This is a genomic window from Glycomyces sp. NPDC046736, from assembly GCF_040645615.1.
Lineage (GTDB): Bacteria > Actinomycetota > Actinomycetes > Mycobacteriales > Micromonosporaceae > Glycomyces.
The window spans coordinates 161318-182669 of record NZ_JBEYYO010000010.1; the positions used below are offsets into that span (position 1 = coordinate 161318).

19 protein-coding genes are annotated in these 21352 nt (G+C 71.7%); 2 read left to right on the forward strand and 17 right to left on the reverse strand.

From position 1 onward, the window contains the following. Positions 1–141: 141 nt before the first annotated feature. The 14 genes from AB0B28_RS12285 to AB0B28_RS12350 all read right to left on the reverse strand — a co-directional run bounded on the left by AB0B28_RS12285 (position 142) and on the right by AB0B28_RS12350 (position 15624). Entirely contained in the window at positions 142–921 is a 780-nt protein-coding gene (locus tag AB0B28_RS12285) for a CoA ester lyase (protein WP_360120027.1), read from the reverse strand. After that, positions 918–2105, reverse strand: a complete 1188-nt coding sequence (locus AB0B28_RS12290; protein ID WP_360120029.1) for a CoA transferase — start codon at positions 2103–2105, stop codon at positions 918–920. The genes AB0B28_RS12285 and AB0B28_RS12290 overlap by 4 nt, the downstream gene beginning before the upstream one ends. Continuing rightward, a complete protein-coding gene (locus AB0B28_RS12295; RefSeq protein WP_360120031.1) occupies positions 2102–4120 on the reverse strand; it encodes an SUMF1/EgtB/PvdO family nonheme iron enzyme in 2019 nt (672 codons plus the stop codon). Before AB0B28_RS12295 ends, AB0B28_RS12290 begins: the two co-directional genes overlap by 4 nt. Next, the gene (locus AB0B28_RS12300; RefSeq protein ID WP_360120033.1) at positions 4107–5021 is read right to left on the reverse strand and encodes a ribokinase; all 915 of its coding nucleotides are present in this window, start codon (positions 5019–5021) and stop codon (positions 4107–4109) included. The genes AB0B28_RS12295 and AB0B28_RS12300 overlap by 14 nt, the downstream gene beginning before the upstream one ends. Positions 5022–5538: 517 nt before the next feature. Then, the gene (locus tag AB0B28_RS12305; RefSeq protein WP_360120067.1) at positions 5539–6885 is read right to left on the reverse strand and encodes an ADP-ribosylglycohydrolase family protein; all 1347 of its coding nucleotides are present in this window, start codon (positions 6883–6885) and stop codon (positions 5539–5541) included. Beyond that, complete coding sequence (locus AB0B28_RS12310; protein WP_360120035.1) at positions 6885–8054, reverse strand: ADP-ribosylglycohydrolase family protein; 1170 nt, start codon at positions 8052–8054, stop codon at positions 6885–6887. The genes AB0B28_RS12305 and AB0B28_RS12310 overlap by 1 nt, the downstream gene beginning before the upstream one ends. Positions 8055–8123: 69 nt before the next feature. After that, the gene (locus tag AB0B28_RS12315; protein ID WP_360120037.1) at positions 8124–9404 is read right to left on the reverse strand and encodes an extracellular solute-binding protein; all 1281 of its coding nucleotides are present in this window, start codon (positions 9402–9404) and stop codon (positions 8124–8126) included. Between the two features lie 38 nt (positions 9405–9442). Further along, a complete protein-coding gene (locus tag AB0B28_RS12320; RefSeq protein WP_360120039.1) occupies positions 9443–10303 on the reverse strand; it encodes a carbohydrate ABC transporter permease in 861 nt (286 codons plus the stop codon). Next, positions 10300–11208 (reverse strand): sugar ABC transporter permease, encoded by a 909-nt coding sequence (locus AB0B28_RS12325; RefSeq protein WP_360120041.1) that lies wholly within the window; start codon positions 11206–11208, stop codon positions 10300–10302. Before AB0B28_RS12325 ends, AB0B28_RS12320 begins: the two co-directional genes overlap by 4 nt. Next, the gene (locus AB0B28_RS12330) at positions 11205–12221 is read right to left on the reverse strand and encodes a LacI family DNA-binding transcriptional regulator (RefSeq protein WP_360120043.1); all 1017 of its coding nucleotides are present in this window, start codon (positions 12219–12221) and stop codon (positions 11205–11207) included. The genes AB0B28_RS12325 and AB0B28_RS12330 overlap by 4 nt, the downstream gene beginning before the upstream one ends. A gap of 177 nt (positions 12222–12398) precedes the next feature. Beyond that, positions 12399–13181, reverse strand: coding sequence for a thioesterase family protein (locus AB0B28_RS12335; RefSeq protein WP_360120045.1), 783 nt, complete (start codon positions 13179–13181; stop codon positions 12399–12401). Between the two features lie 8 nt (positions 13182–13189). Beyond that, a complete protein-coding gene (locus AB0B28_RS12340; protein ID WP_360120047.1) occupies positions 13190–13513 on the reverse strand; it encodes a DUF3817 domain-containing protein in 324 nt (107 codons plus the stop codon). A gap of 432 nt (positions 13514–13945) precedes the next feature. Then, positions 13946–14542 carry a hypothetical protein gene (locus tag AB0B28_RS12345; protein ID WP_360120049.1) on the reverse strand — a complete coding sequence of 199 codons (597 nt, stop codon included), beginning with the start codon at positions 14540–14542 and terminating at the stop codon, positions 13946–13948. 101 nt (positions 14543–14643) lie between these two features. Then, positions 14644–15624: a DJ-1/PfpI family protein gene (locus tag AB0B28_RS12350; protein ID WP_360120051.1), complete on the reverse strand. Its 981-nt coding sequence runs from the start codon at positions 15622–15624 to the stop codon at positions 14644–14646. Between the two features lie 138 nt (positions 15625–15762). Between AB0B28_RS12350 and AB0B28_RS12355 the strand changes: the two genes are divergently transcribed. After that, positions 15763–16353, forward strand: coding sequence for a cysteine hydrolase family protein (locus AB0B28_RS12355; RefSeq protein ID WP_360120053.1), 591 nt, complete (start codon positions 15763–15765; stop codon positions 16351–16353). Here the strand turns inward: AB0B28_RS12355 and AB0B28_RS12360 are convergent. The 3 genes from AB0B28_RS12360 to AB0B28_RS12370 form a co-directional block, all read right to left on the reverse strand. After that, complete coding sequence (locus AB0B28_RS12360; protein WP_360120069.1) at positions 16350–17141, reverse strand: SDR family oxidoreductase; 792 nt, start codon at positions 17139–17141, stop codon at positions 16350–16352. The genes AB0B28_RS12355 and AB0B28_RS12360 overlap by 4 nt on opposite strands. A 40-nt stretch (positions 17142–17181) precedes the next feature. Then, positions 17182–17655 carry a carboxymuconolactone decarboxylase family protein gene (locus AB0B28_RS12365; RefSeq protein WP_360120055.1) on the reverse strand — a complete coding sequence of 158 codons (474 nt, stop codon included), beginning with the start codon at positions 17653–17655 and terminating at the stop codon, positions 17182–17184. 82 nt (positions 17656–17737) lie between these two features. Continuing rightward, entirely contained in the window at positions 17738–19180 is a 1443-nt protein-coding gene (locus tag AB0B28_RS12370) for a class II fumarate hydratase (protein WP_360120056.1), read from the reverse strand. Positions 19181–19415: 235 nt separating this feature from the next. On the opposite strand from AB0B28_RS12370, the gene AB0B28_RS12375 reads away from it, so the two are divergent. Next, positions 19416–21086: a cellulose binding domain-containing protein gene (locus AB0B28_RS12375; RefSeq protein ID WP_360120058.1), complete on the forward strand. Its 1671-nt coding sequence runs from the start codon at positions 19416–19418 to the stop codon at positions 21084–21086. Positions 21087–21352: the final 266 nt, after the last annotated feature.

Sequence of the window (21352 nt, forward strand, 5' to 3'; positions counted from 1 at the left end):
GCGAGCGGGGTGTCTCGCGATGTGGTTGTCTCTCGTGACAGGACGCTATGCGCGCAGAAGGTGCGGATCCACCAACGTCGGGTGAACTCCGGGCGAACTGCCCCGAGCCGAAGCGGTTCGGGGCGAGGCCGCGCCGGGTCGTCAGCGGTCGAGGATCGCTTGGGCTCGGCCTCGCATGGCCGGGTCGACCATCTCGCCGTCGGGGAGCGTGGCGACGCCGCCGGATTCGAGGGCGGCGAGGACCGCTCGGGCCCAGGCGCGTTCGGTCTCGGTGGGGGCGAAGACCTCGTGGATGACCGGGATCTGCTTGGGGTGCACGGCGACGCGGCCGCTCAGGCCCAGGGCGCGGCCCCGCTCGGTGTCGGCGCGCAGGCCCTCGAGGTCGCCTATCGCGGGGTAGACCGAGAGCATCGGCGCGGGGAGTCCGGCGGCGCGGGCGGCGACCAGGAGGCGGACGCGGGCGTGGTCGAGCACGAGCGGGTCGCGGGAACCGAGGTCGCTGGCGAGGTCGGATTCGCCGAGGGCGAGGTGGGCCACGGCCGGGTGGGCGGCGATCGCGGCAGCGGCTTCGAGGCCTCGGGCCGACTCGATGAGCGCGGTGAGCGGGAGATCCCCGGCGAGGGCGGCGATCGCGTCGAGGTCGGCAGAGGATTCCACTTTGGGTATGCGCAGTCCTACATGGACGCCGGTCGCGCGGATCGCGGTGATCTCCCCGGGCGCATCGGCGTTGACGCGGACCTGCAAGGGCATCGCGGGGGCCTCGGGGAGCCAGGCGGTGACGTGGGCGAGCGCGGCGGCCTTCGATTCGGGGGCCACGGCGTCCTCCAGGTCGAGGATCACCAGGTCCGCGCCGGAGGCGGCGGCCTTCGCGAAGCGGTCGGGCCGGTCGCCGGGGACGTAGAGCGCGCTGACGGGGTTCATACGATCCCCTTGCGCCGCAGTTGTTCGAGCTGCTCGCGGCTGACGCCGATCTCTTCGAGGACCGCGTCGGTGTCCTGGCCGTGGCGGCGGCCGGGCCAGCGGATCGCGCCGGGGGTCTGCGAGAGCCGGAAGAGCACGTTCTGCATCTTGATCGGGCCGAGGTCCTCGTCCTCGACGATCTGGACGGTGCCGATGGCCTGGTACTGCGGGTCGGCGAGGACGCCGCGCACGTCGTAGACCGGGGCCACGGCCGCCTGCGCGCCTTCGAAGGCCGCGATCACTTCGGCGGTCGGGCGGGCCCCTATCCAGGCCGAGACGGCCGCGTCGAGTTCGTCGGCGTGCTCGGCGCGGGTGTGCCCGGAGGCGAACCAGGGCTCGTCCACGAGGTCGCCGCGGCCGACCAGGCGCATGACGCGCTCGGCGATCGACTGGGAACTGGTGGAGACGGCGACCCAGTCGCCTCCGCCGGTGCGGTAGACGTTGCGCGGCGCGTTGTTCACCGAGCGGTTCCCGCTGCGGGCCTGGAGGATCCCGAGTTGGTCGTAGGCGGTGATCTGGCCGCCGAGGAGCATGAGGATCGGCTCGATGATGGCGAGGTCGATGACCTGGCCGCGGGCGTCGCGGTCGACCCCGCGCAGCGCCACGGTGACCGCGTACGCGGTCGCGAGCGCGGCGATGCCGTCGGCGAGCCCGAACGGCGGCAGCGTCGGCGGCCCGTCCGGCTGCCCGGTGAGGGCCGCGAATCCGCTCATGGCCTCGGCGAGGCTCCCGAACCCGGGGCGAGTGGAGTAGGGGCCGGTCTGGCCGAACGCGGTGACGCGGGCGATGACCAGGCGCGGGTTGGCCTCGTGGAGGGCGTCCGGGCCCAGGCCCCAGCGTTCCAGGGTGCCGGGGCGGAAGTTCTCGATGAGCACGTCGGCGTCGGCCGCCAGGCGCAGCAGCAGCTCGGCGCCTTCGGGGGTGCCGAGGTTGATGGTGGCGGCGCGTTTGTTGCGGCCCAAGGTCTTCCACCACAGGTTGACGCCGTCCTTGGACGGGCCGTGGCCGCGGGAGGCGTCGGGCTTGGTCGGATGCTCCACTTTGATCACGTCGGCGCCGAAGTCGCCGAGGAAGGTCGCGGCGATCGGCCCGGCGAAGAGCGTGGAGACGTCGAGGACCTTGAGGCCCTCCAGCGGCGCGGTCATCGGTCCTCCGTGAGGTCCCAGGCGAGTCGGAAGCCGATGCTGCTGGAGCGTTCCGATCCGAGCCCGGGGAGCAGGAATTTGAGGCTGAACGTGGGGTCCTGGAGGCCGCCGTCGGTGTACCAGTCGGAGCCTTCGCTGCGGTGGTCGCTGCCGCCCTTGAGCATCACGAAGCGGGTCACGCCGTCGGAGTGCTCGCTCTCGGTCCAGTTCCACACCGCGGGGCGGCCGCGGTCGAAGCCCGGTTCGGCAGCGGCGAGCTGCCATTCGAACTCGTCGGGCAGCCGGGCCCCGGCCCAGGCGGCATAGGCGCGGGCGTCGGCGAGGGACACGCTCGTGATCGGCGCTTCGGGTTCGCCTGCGCTGTAGAGGAAGCGGTTCGCGACCCGGGGCGTGTAGCCGGTGGCGTCCAGGAACGCCTGGAACTCGGCCACCGAGACTTCGCGGGCGGCCACGGCCACCGGGCGCACGGTGACGTCGAGGGTCTCGGTGCGCGGGTCGTGGAGGCGCGGCGGGAGCGGCTTCCATTCCTCCACATAGGGCGCACCCTGGTAAAAGCCGGTCTCCCTGCGGCGGAAGGTGACGTCGAGGCGGCGCGGGCCGGGCTCGACGCGGATCGCGTCCTCGGGGGCCTGGAAGACCGAGCGCGCGGGTTGGACGCGGATCGCCTCGCGGGCGGGGAAGGTGGCATCGTCCGAGCCGGGGTCGGCGGCGGCTTCGAGGAGGAGCCTGGGGAGCCAGTCGGGTTCGGCCGCACCGGGGGCGAGTTCGAGGACGCCCGCGATGCCGCGGGCCGGGACGGTGATCGCGTCGGGGGCGGTCACGCCGTCGGTGAGGTCGAAACGGCGCGCGCCATCGGGGAGGGCCGCGGCGAGCGGGTCGCCGGTCCAGGCCTCGGAACCGCGATTGACGATCGTCCAGAGTGTCTGGCTGCCGAGGGTCCAGCGGGAGACGTACACGCCTGCGGCGATCGCCTCGGGGGTCGCTCCTTCGAGCGGGGACCACTCCCCCGCGACGAGGATGCGGTGGGCCGCGCGCTGGACGCGGAGCATGCGGCGCAAGGTGGCCTCGTCGCGGCCGTTCCAGCCGACCCACACCCCGAACACGGTGTCCCACACCAGGATGCCGGTGCCGTTCATCCAAGCGGACTGGAGTTCGCCCGAGTGGTCCCGGTTCCAGCGGCGGATCGAGTGCATCATGTGGCGGCGCTCGTACCAGTGCGCGCGCTGCACGCCGGGGGCCTCGGAGTCGGCGAACCACTGGGCCCAGCTCAGGAGGTGGTCCTCGATGCGCTGGTTGGGGACGCGGGACTCGCCTTCGAGGACCTGCGGCGGGCGCGTGGAGGTCAGGGCCTCGGTGAGCTTCGCGTCGCCTTCCTTGAGGGTGTCGAGGAAGACGCCGTCGACGCCGAGCTCAGTGACGAGCGCGGCGAGCTCATCGGCGTCCTCGCGGCCCGCGCGGCGGGTACCGGTGTCCCACGGGTTGTAGTCGACGAAGACCCGCAGGCCCCGCTCGTGGAACTCGTCCACGAGGGCTCCCAGACCGGGGACGTCGCGGTAGTGGTCGAACTGGTTGCGGTCGTCGATCCCGATCACGGGGTAGGCGTGCCACAGCACGAGGCCGTCGAGGCCGCCCTGGGAGGCGATCGAGTCGAGGAATTCGTCCACAGTGAACTGTTGGTTCTCGTGGTCGAACAGGCGCTCGTCCCAGAGCCAGACTTGGGCCACGGCGTGGGCGCTGGCGGCCCAGCGGGTGTCGGGGTCCTCGTAAGCCTTGCCGGAGTAGGCGAGTCGGGCACGGGCCTCGGCACGCCAGGTGTCGAGGTCCTCGCGCCAGCGCGGCCAGTCGGCCGGGTCGTCCGGGGCGGCGAAGATCTTGGCGATGTCGCCGACCTCGGGAGCGATCACGCCGCCGGGCGGCAGGTGCGTGGGTCGGTCGATGGGCCTGGGCACCAGTGGGTCGAAGGTGTTGGTGGCTGCTTCGTCCGGGTCGGGCGCGGTGGGTTCAGCGGGTCGCACGGAAGGCCTCCACTTCGGATCGCATGGGAATGGACGGCACCGCGCCCTTGCGCTGCACGGCGATCGCGGCGGCGGCGGTGGCGAAGCCGGTGGCCTCCACCAGATCGGCGAGCGCGGGCCCGCGAAGGGCGGCGGCGAACGCGCCGACGAACGTGTCACCGGCGCCGGTGGTGTCGACGGCTTCGACGGCGTGGCTGGGGACGCGCACGGGCGCTTCGCCGGGAACGCCGACGAGCGCTCCGGCGGCGCCGAGCGTGATGATCACGGCGCAGCCGTGGGCGGTGAGGGCGTCGAGGAGTGCGGTGTCGGAGGAGGGTTCGCCCGCGGCGGAGCCGCTGGCGAGTTCGGCGGCCTCGTGCTCGTTGACCACGAGCACGTCCACTTCGGCGAGCAGGTCGAGCGGCACCGCGCCGCTGGGGGCGGCGTTGAGGACGGTGCGGGTCCCCGAGGCCGAGGCGGTGCGGACGGCTTCGGCGACGGTGGCGATCGGGGTTTCGAGTTGCAGCACCAGGACATCGGCGGCGGCGATGGCGTCACGTTCGGAACCGGTGAGCCCGGTGAGGGTGGCGTTCGCGCCGGAGTCGACCACGATCGAGTTCTCGCCGGTCCGGTCCACGAAGATGATCGCGGTCCCGGTGGGCGCTTCGGACCGGCGGTCGAGGAGGGTGATCCCCGCGCTGCGGGCCTCGGAGGCGAGCCGGTCGCCGTTGGCGTCAGCGCCGAGAGCGACGACGAAGCGCACGTCAGCGCCCGCGCGCGCGGCGGCGACGGCCTGGTTGTTGCCCTTGCCGCCGGGGAAGGCTGAGGCGCTGCGGGAGAGCACGGTCTCCCCGGGGGCGGGAATGCGGTCGACCTCGTAGACGAGGTCGAGGTTGGCACTGCCGAGCACGGTGACGATCATCGAACGGCCTCCGAGGTTCGGGCGACGGGGGACGAAGGCGGTGCCTCGCCGCAGCGCGGGTTCGAAACGGCGAGTTCCACGTCGCCGGGCGCGGGGACACGGCCACTCTCGGCGTCGAAGTCAAGACGCCCGCCCGAGGCGGCAGCGCCACACGCGCGCATCCGCTTGGGCGCGGGCCTCCGGCGTGCCTCAGCGTCGAAGACGAGATTCGCACTGGCGAACACGGCCACGCCGCCCCTGAGCGCCCGCCCGCCGGGCGCGGCGGTGCCGCGCGAGCGCATCCGCCCCCCGGGAACCGGCCTCCGAACCACCTCGACCTCGAGGACGCGATCCGCACCACCGAACACGGCCGCGCCGCTCCTGAACGCCCGCCCACCGGGCGCAGCCATGCCGCGCGAGCGCATCCGCCCGCCGAGTGCCGCCGCGCCTCGCACGCCCATACGCACCCGGAGGCCCGCGCCGTCTGCGCGGCGGGCGCGTTGGCCGTCGAGGTGGGCGCTGCCCACCGCTGTGTCCGTCATCGTGCTGCCTCCACGGTTCGGATCGCCAGGGCCGAGAAGCGGGCTCCGTCGAAGCCTGGAACTGAAGTGGCGTAGCGGTCGTCCAGTGGTGTGATCCATTCGGGCGGAAGGGCTTTCGCTCCCGTGGTCGCGCCGGTCAGCGCGCCTGCGGTCGCTCCCACCGAGTCGGTGTCCCAGCCGCCGGTGACGGCGAGGGTGATCGTGCGGGCGAAGTCGCCGTCGCCTCGGGTGAGGGCGAACGCGAGCAGTGCCGCGTTGTTGAGCACGTGGACCCAGTGCAGGTGGCCGTATTCGGCGTGCAGCGCGTCCACTGCCTCCTCGTCGGGTGTGTCTCCGCGGCCGAGGCTCACTCCGAAGTGGATCGCCTCTGCGTAGCGGCTGCGCGCCGGGACCACGCTCAAGCCCGCCTTGATGACGGTGGCCATGTCCGCCCCTGAAACCGCCGCCGCGCTCGCGGCCGCGGCGAACATCGCTCCGTAGAGGCCGTTGCGGCCGTGGCTGAGGCGGGCGTCGGTCCAGGCCAGGCGGGCGGCGTCGGCGGGGTCGCCGGGGGCCGTCCAGCCGTAGAGGTCGGTGCGGATCTGGGCGCCGATCCAGTCGCGGAACGGGTTGCGCACGGCCCCGGCGACCTCGGGCGCGTAGCCGTCGAGGAGGTTGCGGTAGGCGATGCGCTCGGCGGTGAAGACGCGGCCGCCCGGCAGCTGGTCGAGCCAGGCCTGCGCCACGTCAGCGGTGGTGAAGTCGCGACCCTTGGCTTCGAGGAGGCCGAGGGCGATGAGCGGGAAGTTGAGGTCGTCGTCCTCGGGCATGCCGTCGATGTTCTCGGCGAGGCTCGTGGGGCGGCTGCGGCGGTTCCACGGGTACGTCGCGGCGAGTTCGGGGTCGAGGCCGCGTTCGGTGAAGTAGCCGCCCAGGGGCCAATTGCCGGTGTCCTTGGCGATGGCGCGAATGCCTTCGAGGGAGATCTTCTCGACCGGTTTGCCGAGCAGGCACCCGGCGGCGCGGCCGAGCCACGCGCCGAGGACCCGGTTCCCGTAGGAGTCGGGCTCGCGGTCGAGCTCGGGAGGTGCGATGTGCGCCAGTATGGCGTCGAGGTCTTCGGGTTCGTCGGCGTTCAGCGTTTCGGGGACGGGACGGCGGTCGATCTCGGCGAGGAGTTCGCGGGCGATATCACGCAGCGGCTCAGGCGCGGGCTCGGGCGAGGCGCCGCTGACGACCGGCTCATTCGCGCCGCCCGCGTCGAGCCAGCGTTCGCGCAGGTCGGCGGTGTCGCGGCCGTCGAGGTCGGCTGCCGCGAACGCGTGCGGGACGAGGTCCTCGGGCTGGGTCCAGCTCACTCGCATCATGCGGCCTCGAATGCGGTGCGGCCGCGCGCGGCGCGGGCGGCGCGGGCGTCGTCGGCGGCCCACACGTCGCGCGCGACCGAGGCGATCACGGGCCCGGTCGCGGTGATGTCGATGGCCGACCCTTCGCTGACGCCCGCGATCCATTCGGCGGGAACGGCGTCGAGGCCGCCGAGCGCGCCGGTGATCGACCCGGCCATGACGGCGATCGAGTCGGAGTCGCGGCCGTAGTTGACCGCGCCGAGCACGGATTCGCGGTAGTCGCCGCGGGCGGCGATGACCATGCCGAGCGCGATCGGGAGCTCTTCGATGGCTTTGGTGCGGCTGGGGATGCGGGCGTCCATCGCGGGCTGGCGGTAGTGCGGGCCGACGGTGTCGAAGGGTTCGACGGCGCGGCGCAGGTCGGCCAGGCCGCCCCGCCAGTCGGTGATCTTGGCGGCGGCTTCGGCGACCGCTTCGATGGCGGTCTTGGTGCCGTCCTTGGCGAGCCGGATCGAGGTGTCCACTACGGACTCGACGGTGGCCCCGGGGCGCATGGCCTCGGCTACGGCGGCGGCGAAGACCCCGGCGGCCTCGCGGCCGTAGCTGGACTGGTGGGCCCCGGCCACGTCGATCGCCTCGGCGTACGCGGCGTCGGGAGCGGCGGCGTTGACGATGCCGATGGGGCCCACGTACATCGTGGCCCCGCAGTTGACGATGTTGCCCACGCCGGCCTCGCGCGGGTCGATGTGTCCGTAGTGGAGCCTGGCCACGAGCCACTTCTCGGCGAGGAACACGCGGTGCAGCAGCAGCGCTTCGGTTTCGAGCTCGGGGATCCAGCGCTTGTCGCCGATCAGGAGCGGCACGAGGTGCTCGGCGATCGCGTGCGCGTCGAGGTGGTCGCGCACGGTGTCGTAGACGTCCACGAGCGCGGTGGTCATGAGGGTGTCGTCGGTGATGTGGCCGTCGCCCTTGTGGTACGGGGCGATGGGCCGGGCGTTGCGCCAGTCCTCCAGGAACGGCGGCACGATCCCGTCGATGAAGCCGCCGTATCGGGCCTGGATCGCCTCGGGGGTGTTCCCTTCGGCCGCACCGCCGAGCGCGTCGCCGACCGCCGCGCCCGCGAGCGCGCCCGTGGACTTCGAAAGCAGGAGGTCGTCTCGGCTCTGGGTGTTCGGCGGCGGGGTCATCGTGTCTCCTTGCGTCGGTTCGGTGTCCGCCGGGCGCGGGCCCGGCGGACACCGGGTGGGTGTTTCCGGTTAGCTGAGTTCGGCCCAGCCGTCGGTCAGCTGCTGCTGGAGCTGTTCGAGGCTGATCTCGTCCGCCAGGTACTGCTGGAGGGCGGGCGTGGCGTACTGGTCCTTCCACTGGGGATAGTTGATCGCGGACTGGAAGGGCGCGGCGGTGAGGCCTTCGCCGGAGGCGAGGATGGCCTCCCAGCCGTTCTCCCCGGCGGTCTGCTCGGCGACGGCGTCGCGGGCCGCGCTGGAGGCGGGGATCAGCCAGTCGCCCTGGGCGAGCGCGGCCTGGTGGTCGGCCTGCATGAAGAACTCGATGAACGCGGCGGCCTCTTCGACGTGCTCGCTCTCGGCGGCCACGGACATCGTCTGCGGGTTGGCGGCCTGGGCCGCCCCGGCGGTCCCGGCCAGCGGGGGCAGCACGGCCCAGTTGAAGCCCTCGGGCGCGGACTCGGCGATCTGCTGCGCGATGTAGTTGCCGCCCACGTACATCGCGTACCGGCCGTCGAAGAAGCCCGGCAACACGTCGGAGCCGCTCTGGGTCAGCGAGACCGGGTCGAGCGAGGCGTCGTCGTAGGCCATGGAGTGGATGCGCTCGGGCACTGCCAGTTCGGCGTCGCCGACCTCGATCGCGGTGGCGTCGCCTTCACCGGAGAAGAACGTGCCGTCGAAGCCGAGGGAGAGGTTCATGACGGTGGCGGTGGGCTGCTGGAGACCCCAGCCGACCCCGTAGGAGTCGCCTTCGGCGAGCTGCGCGGCCAGCGCCTGGAAGTCGTCCCAGGTGAGGGTCTCGCCGGTGGGGACCTCGACGTCCGCGTCGGTGAACGCGTCGGTGTTGGCGAAGACGACATAGGACTGGAGCAGGGTCGGGGCGGCCACGACCGCGCCCGAGGAGGTGGTGACCGACTTCCACACGTCTTCGGAGACCGCGGCGGTGGTCTCGTCGCTGAGGTGGGGGCCGAGGTCGGCGAGGTAGCCCTGCTCGGCGAAGCCCATGATGTCGGCCGACTCGTCGTGGATGACGTCGGGGGCGGTGCCGCCCTGGAACTGGGTCACGAGCTGGTCGTGGACGTTGTCCCAGGAGCCTTGCACGAGGTCGACCTGGACGTCGGGGTTGTCGGCGTTCCAGGCCGCGACGATCTCCTCGGTGGCGGCGATCGTGGTGTCTTGGAAGGCGAGCGACTGGAACTTGAGGGTGACCCCGTCGCCGGAGTCGTCGCCGCCGACGCCGAAGGCCGAACAGCCGGTGAGCGCGAGGGGCAGTGCCAGTAGCGCCGCGACGGCGCTGTTGCGGGTGCGCATTGGTTTCTCTCTTTCGGTAGTGAACGGCGCCATGGGGATCAGCCCTTGACCGCGCCGCTGAGGAGTCCGGCGGTGAGCCGTTTCTGGATGAGCATGAAGAACACGAGGCTCGGGATGCACGCCAGCAGCGCGGCCGCCGCGAGCTGCCCGAGCTGGACCTGGCCCTCGGCCCCCACGAAGCGCGCGAGCGCGAGCGGGAGGGTCTGCATGTCGGGGCTCTGGATGAGCACGAGCGCGAAGAAGAACTCGTTCCAGGAGTTGATGAACGTGAACAGGCTGGTCGCGACCAGGCCGGGGGCCAGGAGCGGGAGCACGATCTTGGCGAGGGTCTTGAGGCGGCCCGCGCCGTCCACGGCGCTGGCCTCTTCGAGTTCGACCGGGATCGAGGCCACATAGCCCTGGAGCATCCACAGCGAGAACGGGAGCGACCAGACGGCGTACACGAGCACGAGCCCGAGGAGGGTGTTCACCAGTCCGATGTTCTTGAGCAGCAGGAACAGCGGGATGATGATGAGGATGAACGGGAAGACCTGGCTGAGGAGGATCCAGCCGGTGGCGAAGGCGCGCATCCGGGTTCGGAAGCGCACCAGGGCGTAGGCGGCCGGGAGGGCCACGGCGGTCACGATCGCGGTGGTGGTGACGGCGACCAGGAGGCTGTTGCCCGCGGCGGTGAACAGGTCGGCCTTGTCGATCGCGGCGGTGAAGTTGGACCAGTTGAGGCTCTCGGGCAGCAGCCCGGCGTCGGGCGACTGGAGTTCGCGCGGGGTCTTGAACGCGGTGGTGAGCAGGAACAGCAGCGGGAACGCCAGGAAGCACATGTACGCCAGCAGCGCGAGGTACTGGAGCGGCCGGGCGAAGGGGCTGCGGCCCACTGTGGAGGTTCGGGTCATCGTGGTCATTGCATGCGCCTCCGCATCTGGCCGCGCAGGTAGAAGATCAGGAACGCGCCGATGAGGACGACCATGACGTTGCCCATCGCGGCCGCGTAGCCGAAGTTCCCGTACCGGAACGCCTCGTTGTAGGCGAACAGGCTCGGCAGCATCGTGGTGCCGCCCGGTCCGCCCGCGGTGAGCACGAAGACCAGGGCGAAGGAGTTGAAGTTCCAGATCAGGTCGAGGGTGGTGATCGCCATGATGATCGGGCGCAGCGCCGGGAGCGTCACGTGCCAGAACCGGTGCCAGGTCCCGGCCCCGTCGATCGCAGCGGCCTCGTTGAGTTCGGCGGGGACCGCTTGGAGCCCGGCCAGGAGCGTCACGGTCGTCTGCGGCATGCCCGCCCAGACGCCGACGACGATCACGACCGGGAGCGCGATCGAGGCCTGGCCGAGCCAGTTGATCGAGCCGGGGAGCCCCACCGCGTCCATCATGCGGTTGACGGGCCCGTAGTTGGGGTTGAGCATGAGCTGCCACATGATCGCGATGATCACCGGCGGCATGGCCCACGGGATGAGCGCGAGCGTGCGGGCGAGCCAGCGCAGCCGCAGGTCGAGGTTGAGCAGCAGCGCGAGGCCGAGCGAGGCGAGGAACTGGAGGATCGTGACCGAGAAGGCCCAGATCAGGCCGATCTTGAACGAGTCCCAGAACAGGCCGTTCCCGGCGAGTTCGACGTAGTTGTCGAAGCCGTTGAAGTGGGTCTCGGCGTTCAGCCCGGCGCGCGCGTCGGTGAAGCCGAGGGCCACGCCGTAGACGAGCGGGTAGACGCTGAAGAGCATCACCGGGAGCAGGGCGGGGAGGACGAGGAGCCACGCGTCGCGGCCGTCGGTGCTGCGGCGGCGCGGGCGCGGGGGTGCGGCGAGGGCGGTCATGCGGCGCTCCCGAGGGTGGATTCGCGCACGGAGAGGCTGGGGTCGATGACGAGTCGGCTCACCGGCGCGTCGGGTTCCTCGATCCGGCGGATGAGGAGTTGGGCGGCGGCCTTGGCGCGCTTAGACGAGCCGAGGTCCACACTGGTCAGTGAGGGGGTGGCGAGTTCGGCGGCGTCGGTGTCGTCCATGCCGACCACGGCCACGTCGGTCGGGACGGTGAGCCCTGCGGCGGCGAGTTCCTTCAGGGCCCCTACGGCGAGCAGGTCGTTCGCGCCGATGATCGCGTCGGGGGTGGACTGGCCGAGCAGCGCGGCGGTGGCGCGGCGCCCGGCCCGGTAGGTGAAGCCGGTGGCGGTGACCTGGAGTTCGGAGTTGGGTGCCAGGCCGAAGCGTTCGAGGGCGGCGAGGTATCCGGCCAGGCGGGCCGAGCCGGGGACGGTGTCGACGGGGCCGTTGACGAGCGCGATCCGTCTGCGGCCCTGCCCGATGAGGTGTTCGACGGCGAGGCCGATGCCGGTCGCGGAGTCGGCGCGCACCGAGTCGATGTCCACTTCGGGCGGCAGCGAGCCGATGACCACGATCGGGAGGCGGCTGGAGCTGAGCGCGTCCAGCAGTTCGGGGGTGACCCGCAGGGGGCTGATGAGCAGGCCGTCGGCGTAGCCGCGGTTGAGCGAGCCCACGAGGTCGATCTGCGACTGGGGGTCCGAGCCGGTGGAGGAGACCACGAGGCGGTATCCGGCCTTGGCCACGATGCCGGTGACGGTGCGCATCATCTGCACGTAGACGGGGTTGCCCACGTCGGCCACGGCGAGGGTGATCTGGTCGGTGCGGCCGGTGCGCATGGTGCGGGCGCTGGCGTCGGGCACGTAGCCGAGTTCGGCGGCGGCCTCGCGCACCCGCCTGGCGAGGTCCTCGGACGCGGAGCCGCCGTTGAGGACCCGCGACACCGAGGCCACGGAGACCCCGGCGCGGGCGGCCACCAGCGCGAGGTTCGATCTTCGAGTCGCTGCCATACGCATCCTCTGCGGTTTCATCATTGAAAACGGCGTGAGAACGTTCTTAGGAACGTTTTCAAGAACGATATCAGAGCTTCTCTCATATGCAACTGGGGTCACGTCCGCCCCAGATCGAGGGCGGGGACGCAGGTAGGGCCCCAGACCGTTCGGTCTGGGGCCCTGGGGTTCTGGTGCTCAGCGGCGGGCGCGGAGGGTGAGCGCCTGGTGCGCGAAGCCGAAGTGTCCGGCCTCGTCGTGGAGGGCGCTGGCGGTGGTGCCGAGGCCGCCGGGGCCGAACACCACGGTGGTGTCGAGGCCGAGCCAGGGGCCGGTCGGGGTGCGGAACAGGTGCACGGTGAGGTCCACGTTCGGGAACAGCCACTCCTCGGGCGGGCGGCGCACGGCCAGGCCGTTCGCGGTGTCCACCAGGCCGATCACGCGCGCGAGGTCGCTGCTGGGTTCGTCGGCGACGAGCGACGCCGCGGTGGTGGCCCAGGCCCGCGCCCGGCCGGGTTCGGCTGCGCCGACCTGGCGCACGTCGAGCGAGGCCACATAGCCGCCGGGCCACACGCCGGTCATGTCCCAGGGCTTGAGAGTCTCGGGGTCGGGCAGCGGGGGCGCTTCGCCTCCGGCGACCTCGGCGGTGTCCTGCACGGCGGTGCGCCAGATCCGGGCCCGCACGGCGGGGCGGCCGTTCGAGGTCACGACCGCTTCGAGCAGTTCGATGGTGCGGCCGGGGCGGACCACTTCGATGTCGATCGTGAAGGGGTCCATGGTGAGGACGCCGAGGATGTCGACGCTGAGGCGGCTGACGGCCAGGCCGTCGTCGCCCCGCTCGGCGAGGCGGCGCTCCAGCGCGTGGAGGATGAGCCCGTTCATGGGGCTGATGTGCTGCTCGGAGGTCGACCACGCGCCCGAGGTGAGCTCGGTCGGGGCGTAGCCGGTCTCGCCGTGGCGCTCGAAGTAGTGTCCGGTCACGGCGGGCCTCACGCGGCCACGGGCTGCGCGGCCCGTTCGGCGGCGAGCAGGTCGTCTCGCTTGACACGGTGGAGCACGAACGGGGCCAACGGGACCACGGCGGCGGCGAGCGCCACGAGGGTCATCCCGAAACCCCAGCCGAGGCGGCGGCGGATGAACAGGGTCGCGACGCACAAGAGCACGAACAACGCGCCGTGGATCGCGCCGAGCGGCATGACCAGGTCGATGTCCGACACCCGGCTAAGCAGCGACCCGAACACGAGCAGCAACACGAAGGACCAGCCTTCGGCGAGGGTCAGCATCCGATAGCGGAAGACGGGGTTCGCGATCACGGCAGGTCGTCCTTTCAACGCACGAACCGCCCGCCGGGAGCCGCATACATAACGCACGTCCCGCAGGCGATGCGGCCGACCCTAACACCGGGCCCAGCACGCGAAGGACCGCTCGCGCCCGGCTGTGGCCCAGGCACCCCACGTGCCCGGAGCCACGATCGCCGACCCCGAAAACAGCGCGGCCCTCATCTCTCGCCGACTTGTCACACCCCGATGGCATGGTTTTTGAACCGGGGGCCCACAAATTAGGCTGGCGACCAGCCGAAATGCCCCCGCTCCGCGCTGCCCACGAACCGGCCCGGGCGACCCGCCGACCGCGGCTTGTCGCCCGCACGGGAGGGCCCGCGAACCGGGGGCCGACTCGCCGACCGCGGCTTGTCGCCCGCACGGGAGGGCCCGCGAACCGGCCGGGGCGACTGGCCCCACACGGCGCTACGACAACTTGCCGTCGCGCTTGAGCTTCTCGATGTCCTCCTCGATCCGGCGGATCTCCGCATCGCGTTCCTCGGCCGCCTCGGGATCGGCCAGTCGCCAGAGCTCGTCCAGTTCCCGTTCGGCCGCAACGCGATCCGGATTCCCGACACCGGCGGCCCGCCAGGCGACCTCGTGCACGCGCTCGGCGAGCCCGGGATCGGCCGCGAGGATCGCCTCGACCTGCGTGACCACGCCCCCGGCGGGGCGGGCGAACTCGGCGACCTCCTTGACGACCCGGTCGCGGCCCGTGCGGCCGGTCATCAGCGTTTGCAGATGCGCCGCCCCGGTCACGGCCCCGACCACCACCAGCGTCGCGATCGGGCTGAACGCGAGCCCGTACAGGACGTTCATGCCCGCGCTCTCGCCGTTCGACACGAACGCCGCGAAGCACACCGCCATCACCACCGCGACGATCAGATACCACCAGCGCCCGAGCCGCTCCACCGCGCGGAACCAACCCGGCTTCGGGCCGCCGAACCCGGCCAGCGCGCCTTCGAGGCGCGCGATCGCCGCATCGGCCCCGTCCCGCGCCGGGCCCGGCGCGGTGATGATCATGTCGCCGGAGTCCCGGCTCTTGCGCAGCCAACCGACCTCGGCCATGAGGTCCTCCTCGTCGTCAGGTCCGGTCACCGTATCGCGAGCGACGCGAGGCGGTCTCAGGCCGCGGTGCGGAAACGGTTGCGGTACTCGGTCGGCGTCGTGCCGAGCTTGCGGCGGAACGCGCGGATGAGCGTGTCGACCGTGCCGAACCCGCACGAGGTCGCGATGCGTTCAAGCGTGTCGTCCCCCGCTTCGAGGCGTTGGCGAGCGACCTCGACCCGGGCCGACTCGACGTACGAGGCCGGAGTGGTCCCCAGCTCGGTCTTGAACACGCGGGTGAGCTGGCGCTCGCCGACATGCGCGGCGCGCGCGAGGTCGGCGATCGTGAGCGGTTCGGCCAGGTGCGCGTTGATGTACAGGCGCAATTCGTCCATGCGCCGCGTGGTCGAGACCGGTTCGAGCGGGACGCTGAACTGGCTCTGGCCGCTCGGGCGCTTGAGGTACATGACCAGCTGGCGCGCGACGCGCAGCGCGGCGGCCTCCCCGAAGTCGTCGGCCACCAGCGCGAGCGTGAGGTCGAGGCACGCGGTGATGCCCGCGCCGGTCCACACGTCGCCGTCGCGGATGAAGATCGGGTCGGCGTCGACGGCGACCTCGGGGTGGTCGGCGGCCAGCTGCGCGGCCGTGGACCAGTGGGTGGTGGCGCGGCGGCCTTCGAGGAGCCCGGCGTCGGCGAGGAGGTGCGCGCCCACGCACACCGAGGCCAGGCGGCGGGTGCGGGCGGCGAGTTCGCGGACCCGCTCGACCACTTCGGGGTCGCAGACGGCCCGCACGCGGCGGTCGGCGTCGCGTTCGACCCGGCCGGGCACGATGAGCGTGTCGATCCGGCGGCCCGCGAGGTCGTCGAACGTGGCGTCGGGCAGCACCCGGACCCCGGCCGAGGTGGTCACGGGGCCTGCGGTCTCGGCGGCGAGGACCACGCGGTAGTCGGCCCGTTCGCCGATTTCGAGGCGCAGGAGCGCGAAGACCTCGGGCGGGCCGGTCACGTCGAGGAGGTCGACGCCGTCGAAGAGCACGATCACCACGAGGCGTTCCATGGAGTCTCCGTTCGTTCGGCCGCGGACGCTACCAGCACATGTCGGTTTCTGCAAGTTGCAGGTCATGGCGGACACGCCGGATCGAACGTAGCTTCGGAACAGGGCGGCGACGGGCCGCCCCGAACCGAAGGAGACATGATGGCCGCGAAGACGTTGCGAGAGCTCACCGGCGCCGACCAGACCCCTGCCGCGCTGGCCGAGTCGACGGTGATCCTGGTCGACTACCAGAACAGCTACACCCGCGGCGAGATGGAGCTGGAGGGCTGGGACACCGCCCTCGACGCGGCCGCCGGGCTGCTCGCGAAGGCGCGCGAGGCGGGCGCGACCGTGGTCCACGTGCAGCACGACGGCGGCAAGGGGAGCCTCTACGACGTCGAGGCCGAGATCGGGGCGATCCATGATCGGGTCGCGCCGGTCGCCGGCGAGAAGGTCGTGGTCAAGACCGCGCCGAACTCGTTCGTGGGCACCGACCTCGGCGAGATCGTGGACGCGGCTGGCCACTCGGAGGTGGTGATCGCCGGGTTCATGAGCCACATGTGTGTCACGTTCACCGCCGAAGGCGCGTTCCTGCGCGGCAACCGGCCCACGGTGGTAGCCGACGCGTGCGCGACCCGGCCGCTGCGCTCGGCGGTGGGCGAGGTGTCGGCCGCCGAGCTGCACCGCTCGGCGTTCGCCACGATCGGGGACCTGTACGGCGTGGTCGTCCCGAACGCGGAGGCGTTGGGTTAGGGCAGGATCGAGTCGACGTAGCCGCCGTCGACCCGGACCGCCGCTCCGGTGGTGGCCGAGGCCAGCGGGGAGCTGAGGTAGGTCACGAGGTTGGCGATCTCCTCGGGTTCGATGAGGCGGTGCAGGAGCGACTGCGGGCGGTGCTCTCGCATGAACTCGCGCTGCGCCTCGTCCCAGGGCAGGTCACGGTCGACCAGTTGGTAGACGAAGTCCTCGACGCCGCCGGTGTGGGTGGGCCCGGCGATCACGGAGTTGACCGTGACGCCGGTCCCCGCGGCGGCCTTCGCGAATCCGCGCGAGACCGCGAGCAGCGCGGTCTTGCTGGTGCCGTAGTGGATCATCTCCTCGGGGATCACCACCGCCGAGTCGCTCGCGATGTTGAGCACCCGGCCCCAGCCGCGTTCGGACATGCCGGGGAGGTGGCGGCGGATGAGGCGCACCGCGGAGAGCACGTTGACCTCGAAGTAGCGCCGCCACTCGTCGTCGGTGATGTCGGTGGGCGCTTCGGCGCCGAAGATCCCGAGGTTGTTCACCAGTATGTCCACTGAGGGCAGACGCTCGGCCACGGCCGCTTCGCCGTCCTCGGTGGCGAGGTCGCCGGGGACGGCGAGGAAGCGGTCCCCTACCTGGGCCGTGAACCGCTCGACTGCGGCTTCGGTCTTCTCGGCGCTGCGCCCGTTGACGCCGACCCGCGCTCCGGCTTCGGCGAGCCTGCACGCGATCGCCGCACCGATGCCCTGCGTGGAACCGGTGACGAGCGCGGTCCTGCCACTGAGGTCGATCCCGATCATGCGGCCCACCCTACACACGCGGGCGGGTTGCGGCAGGCTATGCGAACTGACCGGCCACATAGCTCCCGGCCGGGGAGCCCGCGAACACGTTGAGGCGGTTGTAGGCGTTGATGACCGCGATGAGGGAGACGAGCCCGGCCAGTTCATCGTCGGAGAACTCCTTGCGGGCCGCGACCCAGGCCTCTTCGGCGATGCCGGTGGCGGCGTCGGCGATGCGGGTGCCCTCCTCGGTGAGCGCGAGGGCGGCGCGCTCGGCGTCGGTGAAGACCGCGGCCTCGCGCCAGGCGCCGACCAGGTTGAGGCGGACCGGGTCCTCACCGGCGTGGACGGCGTCCTTGTAGTGCATGTCGGTGCAGAAGCTGCACCCGTTGATCTGGCTGGCGCGCAAGAGCACCAGGTTCGGGATCTCGCCGGGCAGACCAGCGCCTTCGACGGCCGCGGCGGCGGAGTTCAGGTGCTTGACGACCTTCTGGGCGACTGAGCTGGCGTAGTAGTTGAAGCGCGGTTCCATTGCGTGTCCTTCGTTCTCGGCGGCGTGGTGCTGCTGAGACGACGAACGGCGCGCGGGAAGTGTGACCGGTCGGTGCCCGGCCTCACAGACCGAGGTCGCGGCGGGGGTCGCCGACCATAGTCGCCGGATCCACGATGCGGTCGAATTCGGCTTCGTCCACACCGAGGGCGATCGCGGCCTCCTTCAGGGTGGAGCCGTCGTGGTCGGCTTTGTGGGCGATCGCGGCGGCGCGGTCGTAGCCGATGTGCGGACTCAGGGCGGTGACCAGCATGAGCGAGCGGTCGAGGTGGGTCGCGATACCCTCCTCGTCCAGTTCGGTGCCCTCGACGCTGTGGACGCGGAGCTGCTCGGCAGCGTCGCCGAGGATGCGGGCCGAGTGGAGCACATTGCCGATCACGATGGGCCGCATGGTGTTCAGCTCGAACGTGCCTTGGGAACCAGCGGCGGCCACAATGGAGTCCTCGCCGATGACCTGGAGGCACACCATGACCGTGGCCTCCTGCTGGGTCGGGTTGACCTTGCCGGGCATGATCGAGGAGCCCGGCTCGTTCGCGGGCAGGCGCAGCTCGCGCAAGCCCGAGCGCGGGCCCGAGGCGAGCCAGCGCATGTCGTTGGCGACCTTCATGAGTGCGACCGCGACGCCGCGCAGACCGGCGCTGACGGCGACCATGCCGTCGAGCGAGCCGAGCGCGGCGAACTTGTTGGGGGCGGTGACGAGCGGGAGCCCGGTGAGCTCGGCGAGGCGGGCCGCGACGGCCTCACCGAAACCTTCGGGAGCGTTGAGGCCGGTCCCGACGGCGGTGCCGCCCGCGGCGAGTTCGCACACGGCCGCGAGCGAGGCGTCGAGGCGGCCCCGGGCGTCGCGCAGCTGCCGTTCCCAACCGGACCACTCCTGGCCGACGGTGAGCGGGGTGGCGTCCTGGAGGTGGGTGCGGCCGATCTTGACCACGTCGACCCACTGGACGGCCTTGGCGCGCACGGCGTCGGCGAGGGCGTCGAGCTGCGGGAGGGTGCGTTCGCGGATCGCCAGGAGGGTCGCGACGTGCATCGCGGTCGGGAACGTGTCGTTCGTGGACTGTCCCATGTTGACGTGGTCGTTGGGGTGGACCGGGCGCTTGGAGCCGAGCTCGCCGCCGAGGATCTGGCTGGCGCGGTTGGCCACGACCTCGTTGACGTTCATGTTGGACTGGGTGCCCGAGCCGGACTGCCACACGCGCAGGGGGAACTCGTCGTCGAGGTCCCCGGCGGCGACCTCGTCGCAGGCGCGCACGATCGCGTCGGCCAGGTCGGCGTCGAGGTCCCCGGAGGCGGCGTTGACGAGTGCGGCGGCCTTCTTGACCAGGCCGTAGGCGCGGTAGAGCAGGATCGGCATGCGGTCCTCGCCGATCGTGAAGTTCTGGAGCGAGCGCTGGGTCTGCGCGCCCCAGTAGTGCTCGGCGGGGACGTCGATCACGCCGATGGCGTCGGACTCCGCGCGGGTGCCGGTGGCGCCGGTGCCGATGGGGAGGTGCTCGTTGGCTCGCATGGCAGCAGATGCTACCCGTGGAGGGCGCCGCGGGGCCCGAACCTGAGGTGAAGGCCTCGCGAATCCGGCATTGTGCATTGAAAGCTGTCTATGTATTCTATGAGGACCCTCACGGAAGTTTCATCGGAAGTTTCGGCTTGAGTGGTCGCACGTCGACGCCGGCGCACGGGAGTCCGGGCCGCCGCCCCACACCGTCGATGATGGACTGTCGCCCTGGTCAGACAAGGAATCTGCCATGCCATCATCGAACGGGATCCGTCCTGCCCTGGCACAGGACGGTCCCCCGGGACGGTCCGCGCCGCGCTCGCGACTGCGGTTCGCGCTCGTCCTGCTCGCGTCCCTCGCCGTCGCCGCGAGCCTGACCCTCATGTCGCGCTTCGACGCCGAGGCGGCCGATCTGGGGGCGCTCGCCGAGTTCGACGGCGCGGACTGCGACGTCACCGTGCCCGGGAGCTGGGCCTCGAACTCGCTGCTCCCCGACCCGTTCACCCGGATCGACGGCACCCGGATCACCTCCAAGGACCAGTGGGAGTGCCGCCGAGCCGAGATCAAGGAGCTGGCCGAGCGCACGATCTACGGCGACAAGCCCGCGCCGCCCGCGAGTGTGAGCGGGACGGTGACCTCGTCGCAGATCACCGTCAACGTCAGCGACAACGGCCGGACCGCGAGCTTCTCGGCCACGGTGCAGCTCCCGAGCGGGACTGGGCCGTTCCCGGCCGTGATCGTCTACGGCGGCTTCGGGGCCGACACCAGCACGATCCTGTCGACCGGGACGGCGGTCATCGACTTCAACCCCGCCTCGGTCGGGGCCGAAGGGACCGCGCGCAACAACAAGCAGGGCGCGTTCTACACGCTCTACGGGGCCACGAGCAGCACCGGGATCCTCATGGCGCAGGCATGGGGCGTCAGCCGCATCATCGACGTGATCGAGCAGTCGGACGGGAGCATCCTCACCTCCTCGACCGGCGTGACCGGGTGCTCCCGGTACGGCAAGGGCGCGTTCGTGGCCGGGGCCTTCGACCAGCGCGTGGACCTGACGATGCCGATCGAGTCGGGCACCGGCGGCGCTCCGGCGCTGCGAGCGATCGCTCAGGAGAGCGGGTCGCAGCCGCTGAGCAGCGCGTACGGCGAGCAGCCGTGGCTGGGCGACGCGTTCGGCTCGTACACCTCGAACCCGGCGGGGCTGCCGGTGGACACGCACGAGATGGTCGGCATGATCGCGCCGCGCGGGCTGTTCATCATGGAGAACCCGCACGTCGAATGGCTCGGCGCCCAGTCGGGCAGTGTGGCCGCGCTCGGCGGGGCCGAGGTCTACAAGGCGCTCGGGGCCGCGGGGAACATCTCGTACCACTCGAACGTCTCGGACGGCACGCACTGCGCGACCCGCTCGGAATGGCGCGCGCCGCTCCAGCAGAGCATAATGACGTTCCTGCATGGCAACGGCAACCCTCCGGCGGTGTTCACGATGCACCCCAGCAAGACCGGCAACCTCGCCCAGTGGCGCGACTGGACGACGCCGACCCTGACCGACGGCCCCGGCTCGACGACCCCGCCCGAGGAGACCACCAGCCCGGACGGCCCGGGAGAGACCACGCCGCCGCCTAGCGGCGCGGGCTGCACGGCGGTCGTGGAGGTGGTGAGCACCTGGGGCGACGGCTGGCAGGGCAATGTTCACGTGACGGCCGGGAGCGGGGCGATCAGTGGATGGCAGCTGACGTGGACGTGGCCGGGGAACCAGCGCATCACGAGCTCGTGGAACGCGACGGTGACGAGTTCGGGAGCGACCGTCACCGCTGAGGACGTGGGCTGGAACGGCACCGTGGCGGCGGGAGCGACCACGAACGCGTGGGGCTTCGTGGCGAGCGGAAGCAGCGCAACACCAACGGTGACCTGCACGGTCGCCTAGCGAACCCACGGCGGCGGGCCAGCCAAAGGCCGGTCCGCCGCCGCAAAGCGAGACGCGAAAATGCGCGGAGCGCCGCTTTCGGGTCGGGCGAGCATGCTCGCCCGCTCTAGATCCGAGGACAAGCCGGGCCGGGCCGGGCCGGGCCGGGCCGGGCCGGGCCGGGCCGCCGAGAATGCGCGATCGCACCCCGCACCCCGCCCCCCCCCCCCCCCCCCCCCCCCCCCCCCCCCCCCCCCCCCCCCCCCCCCCCCCCCCCCCCCCCCCGG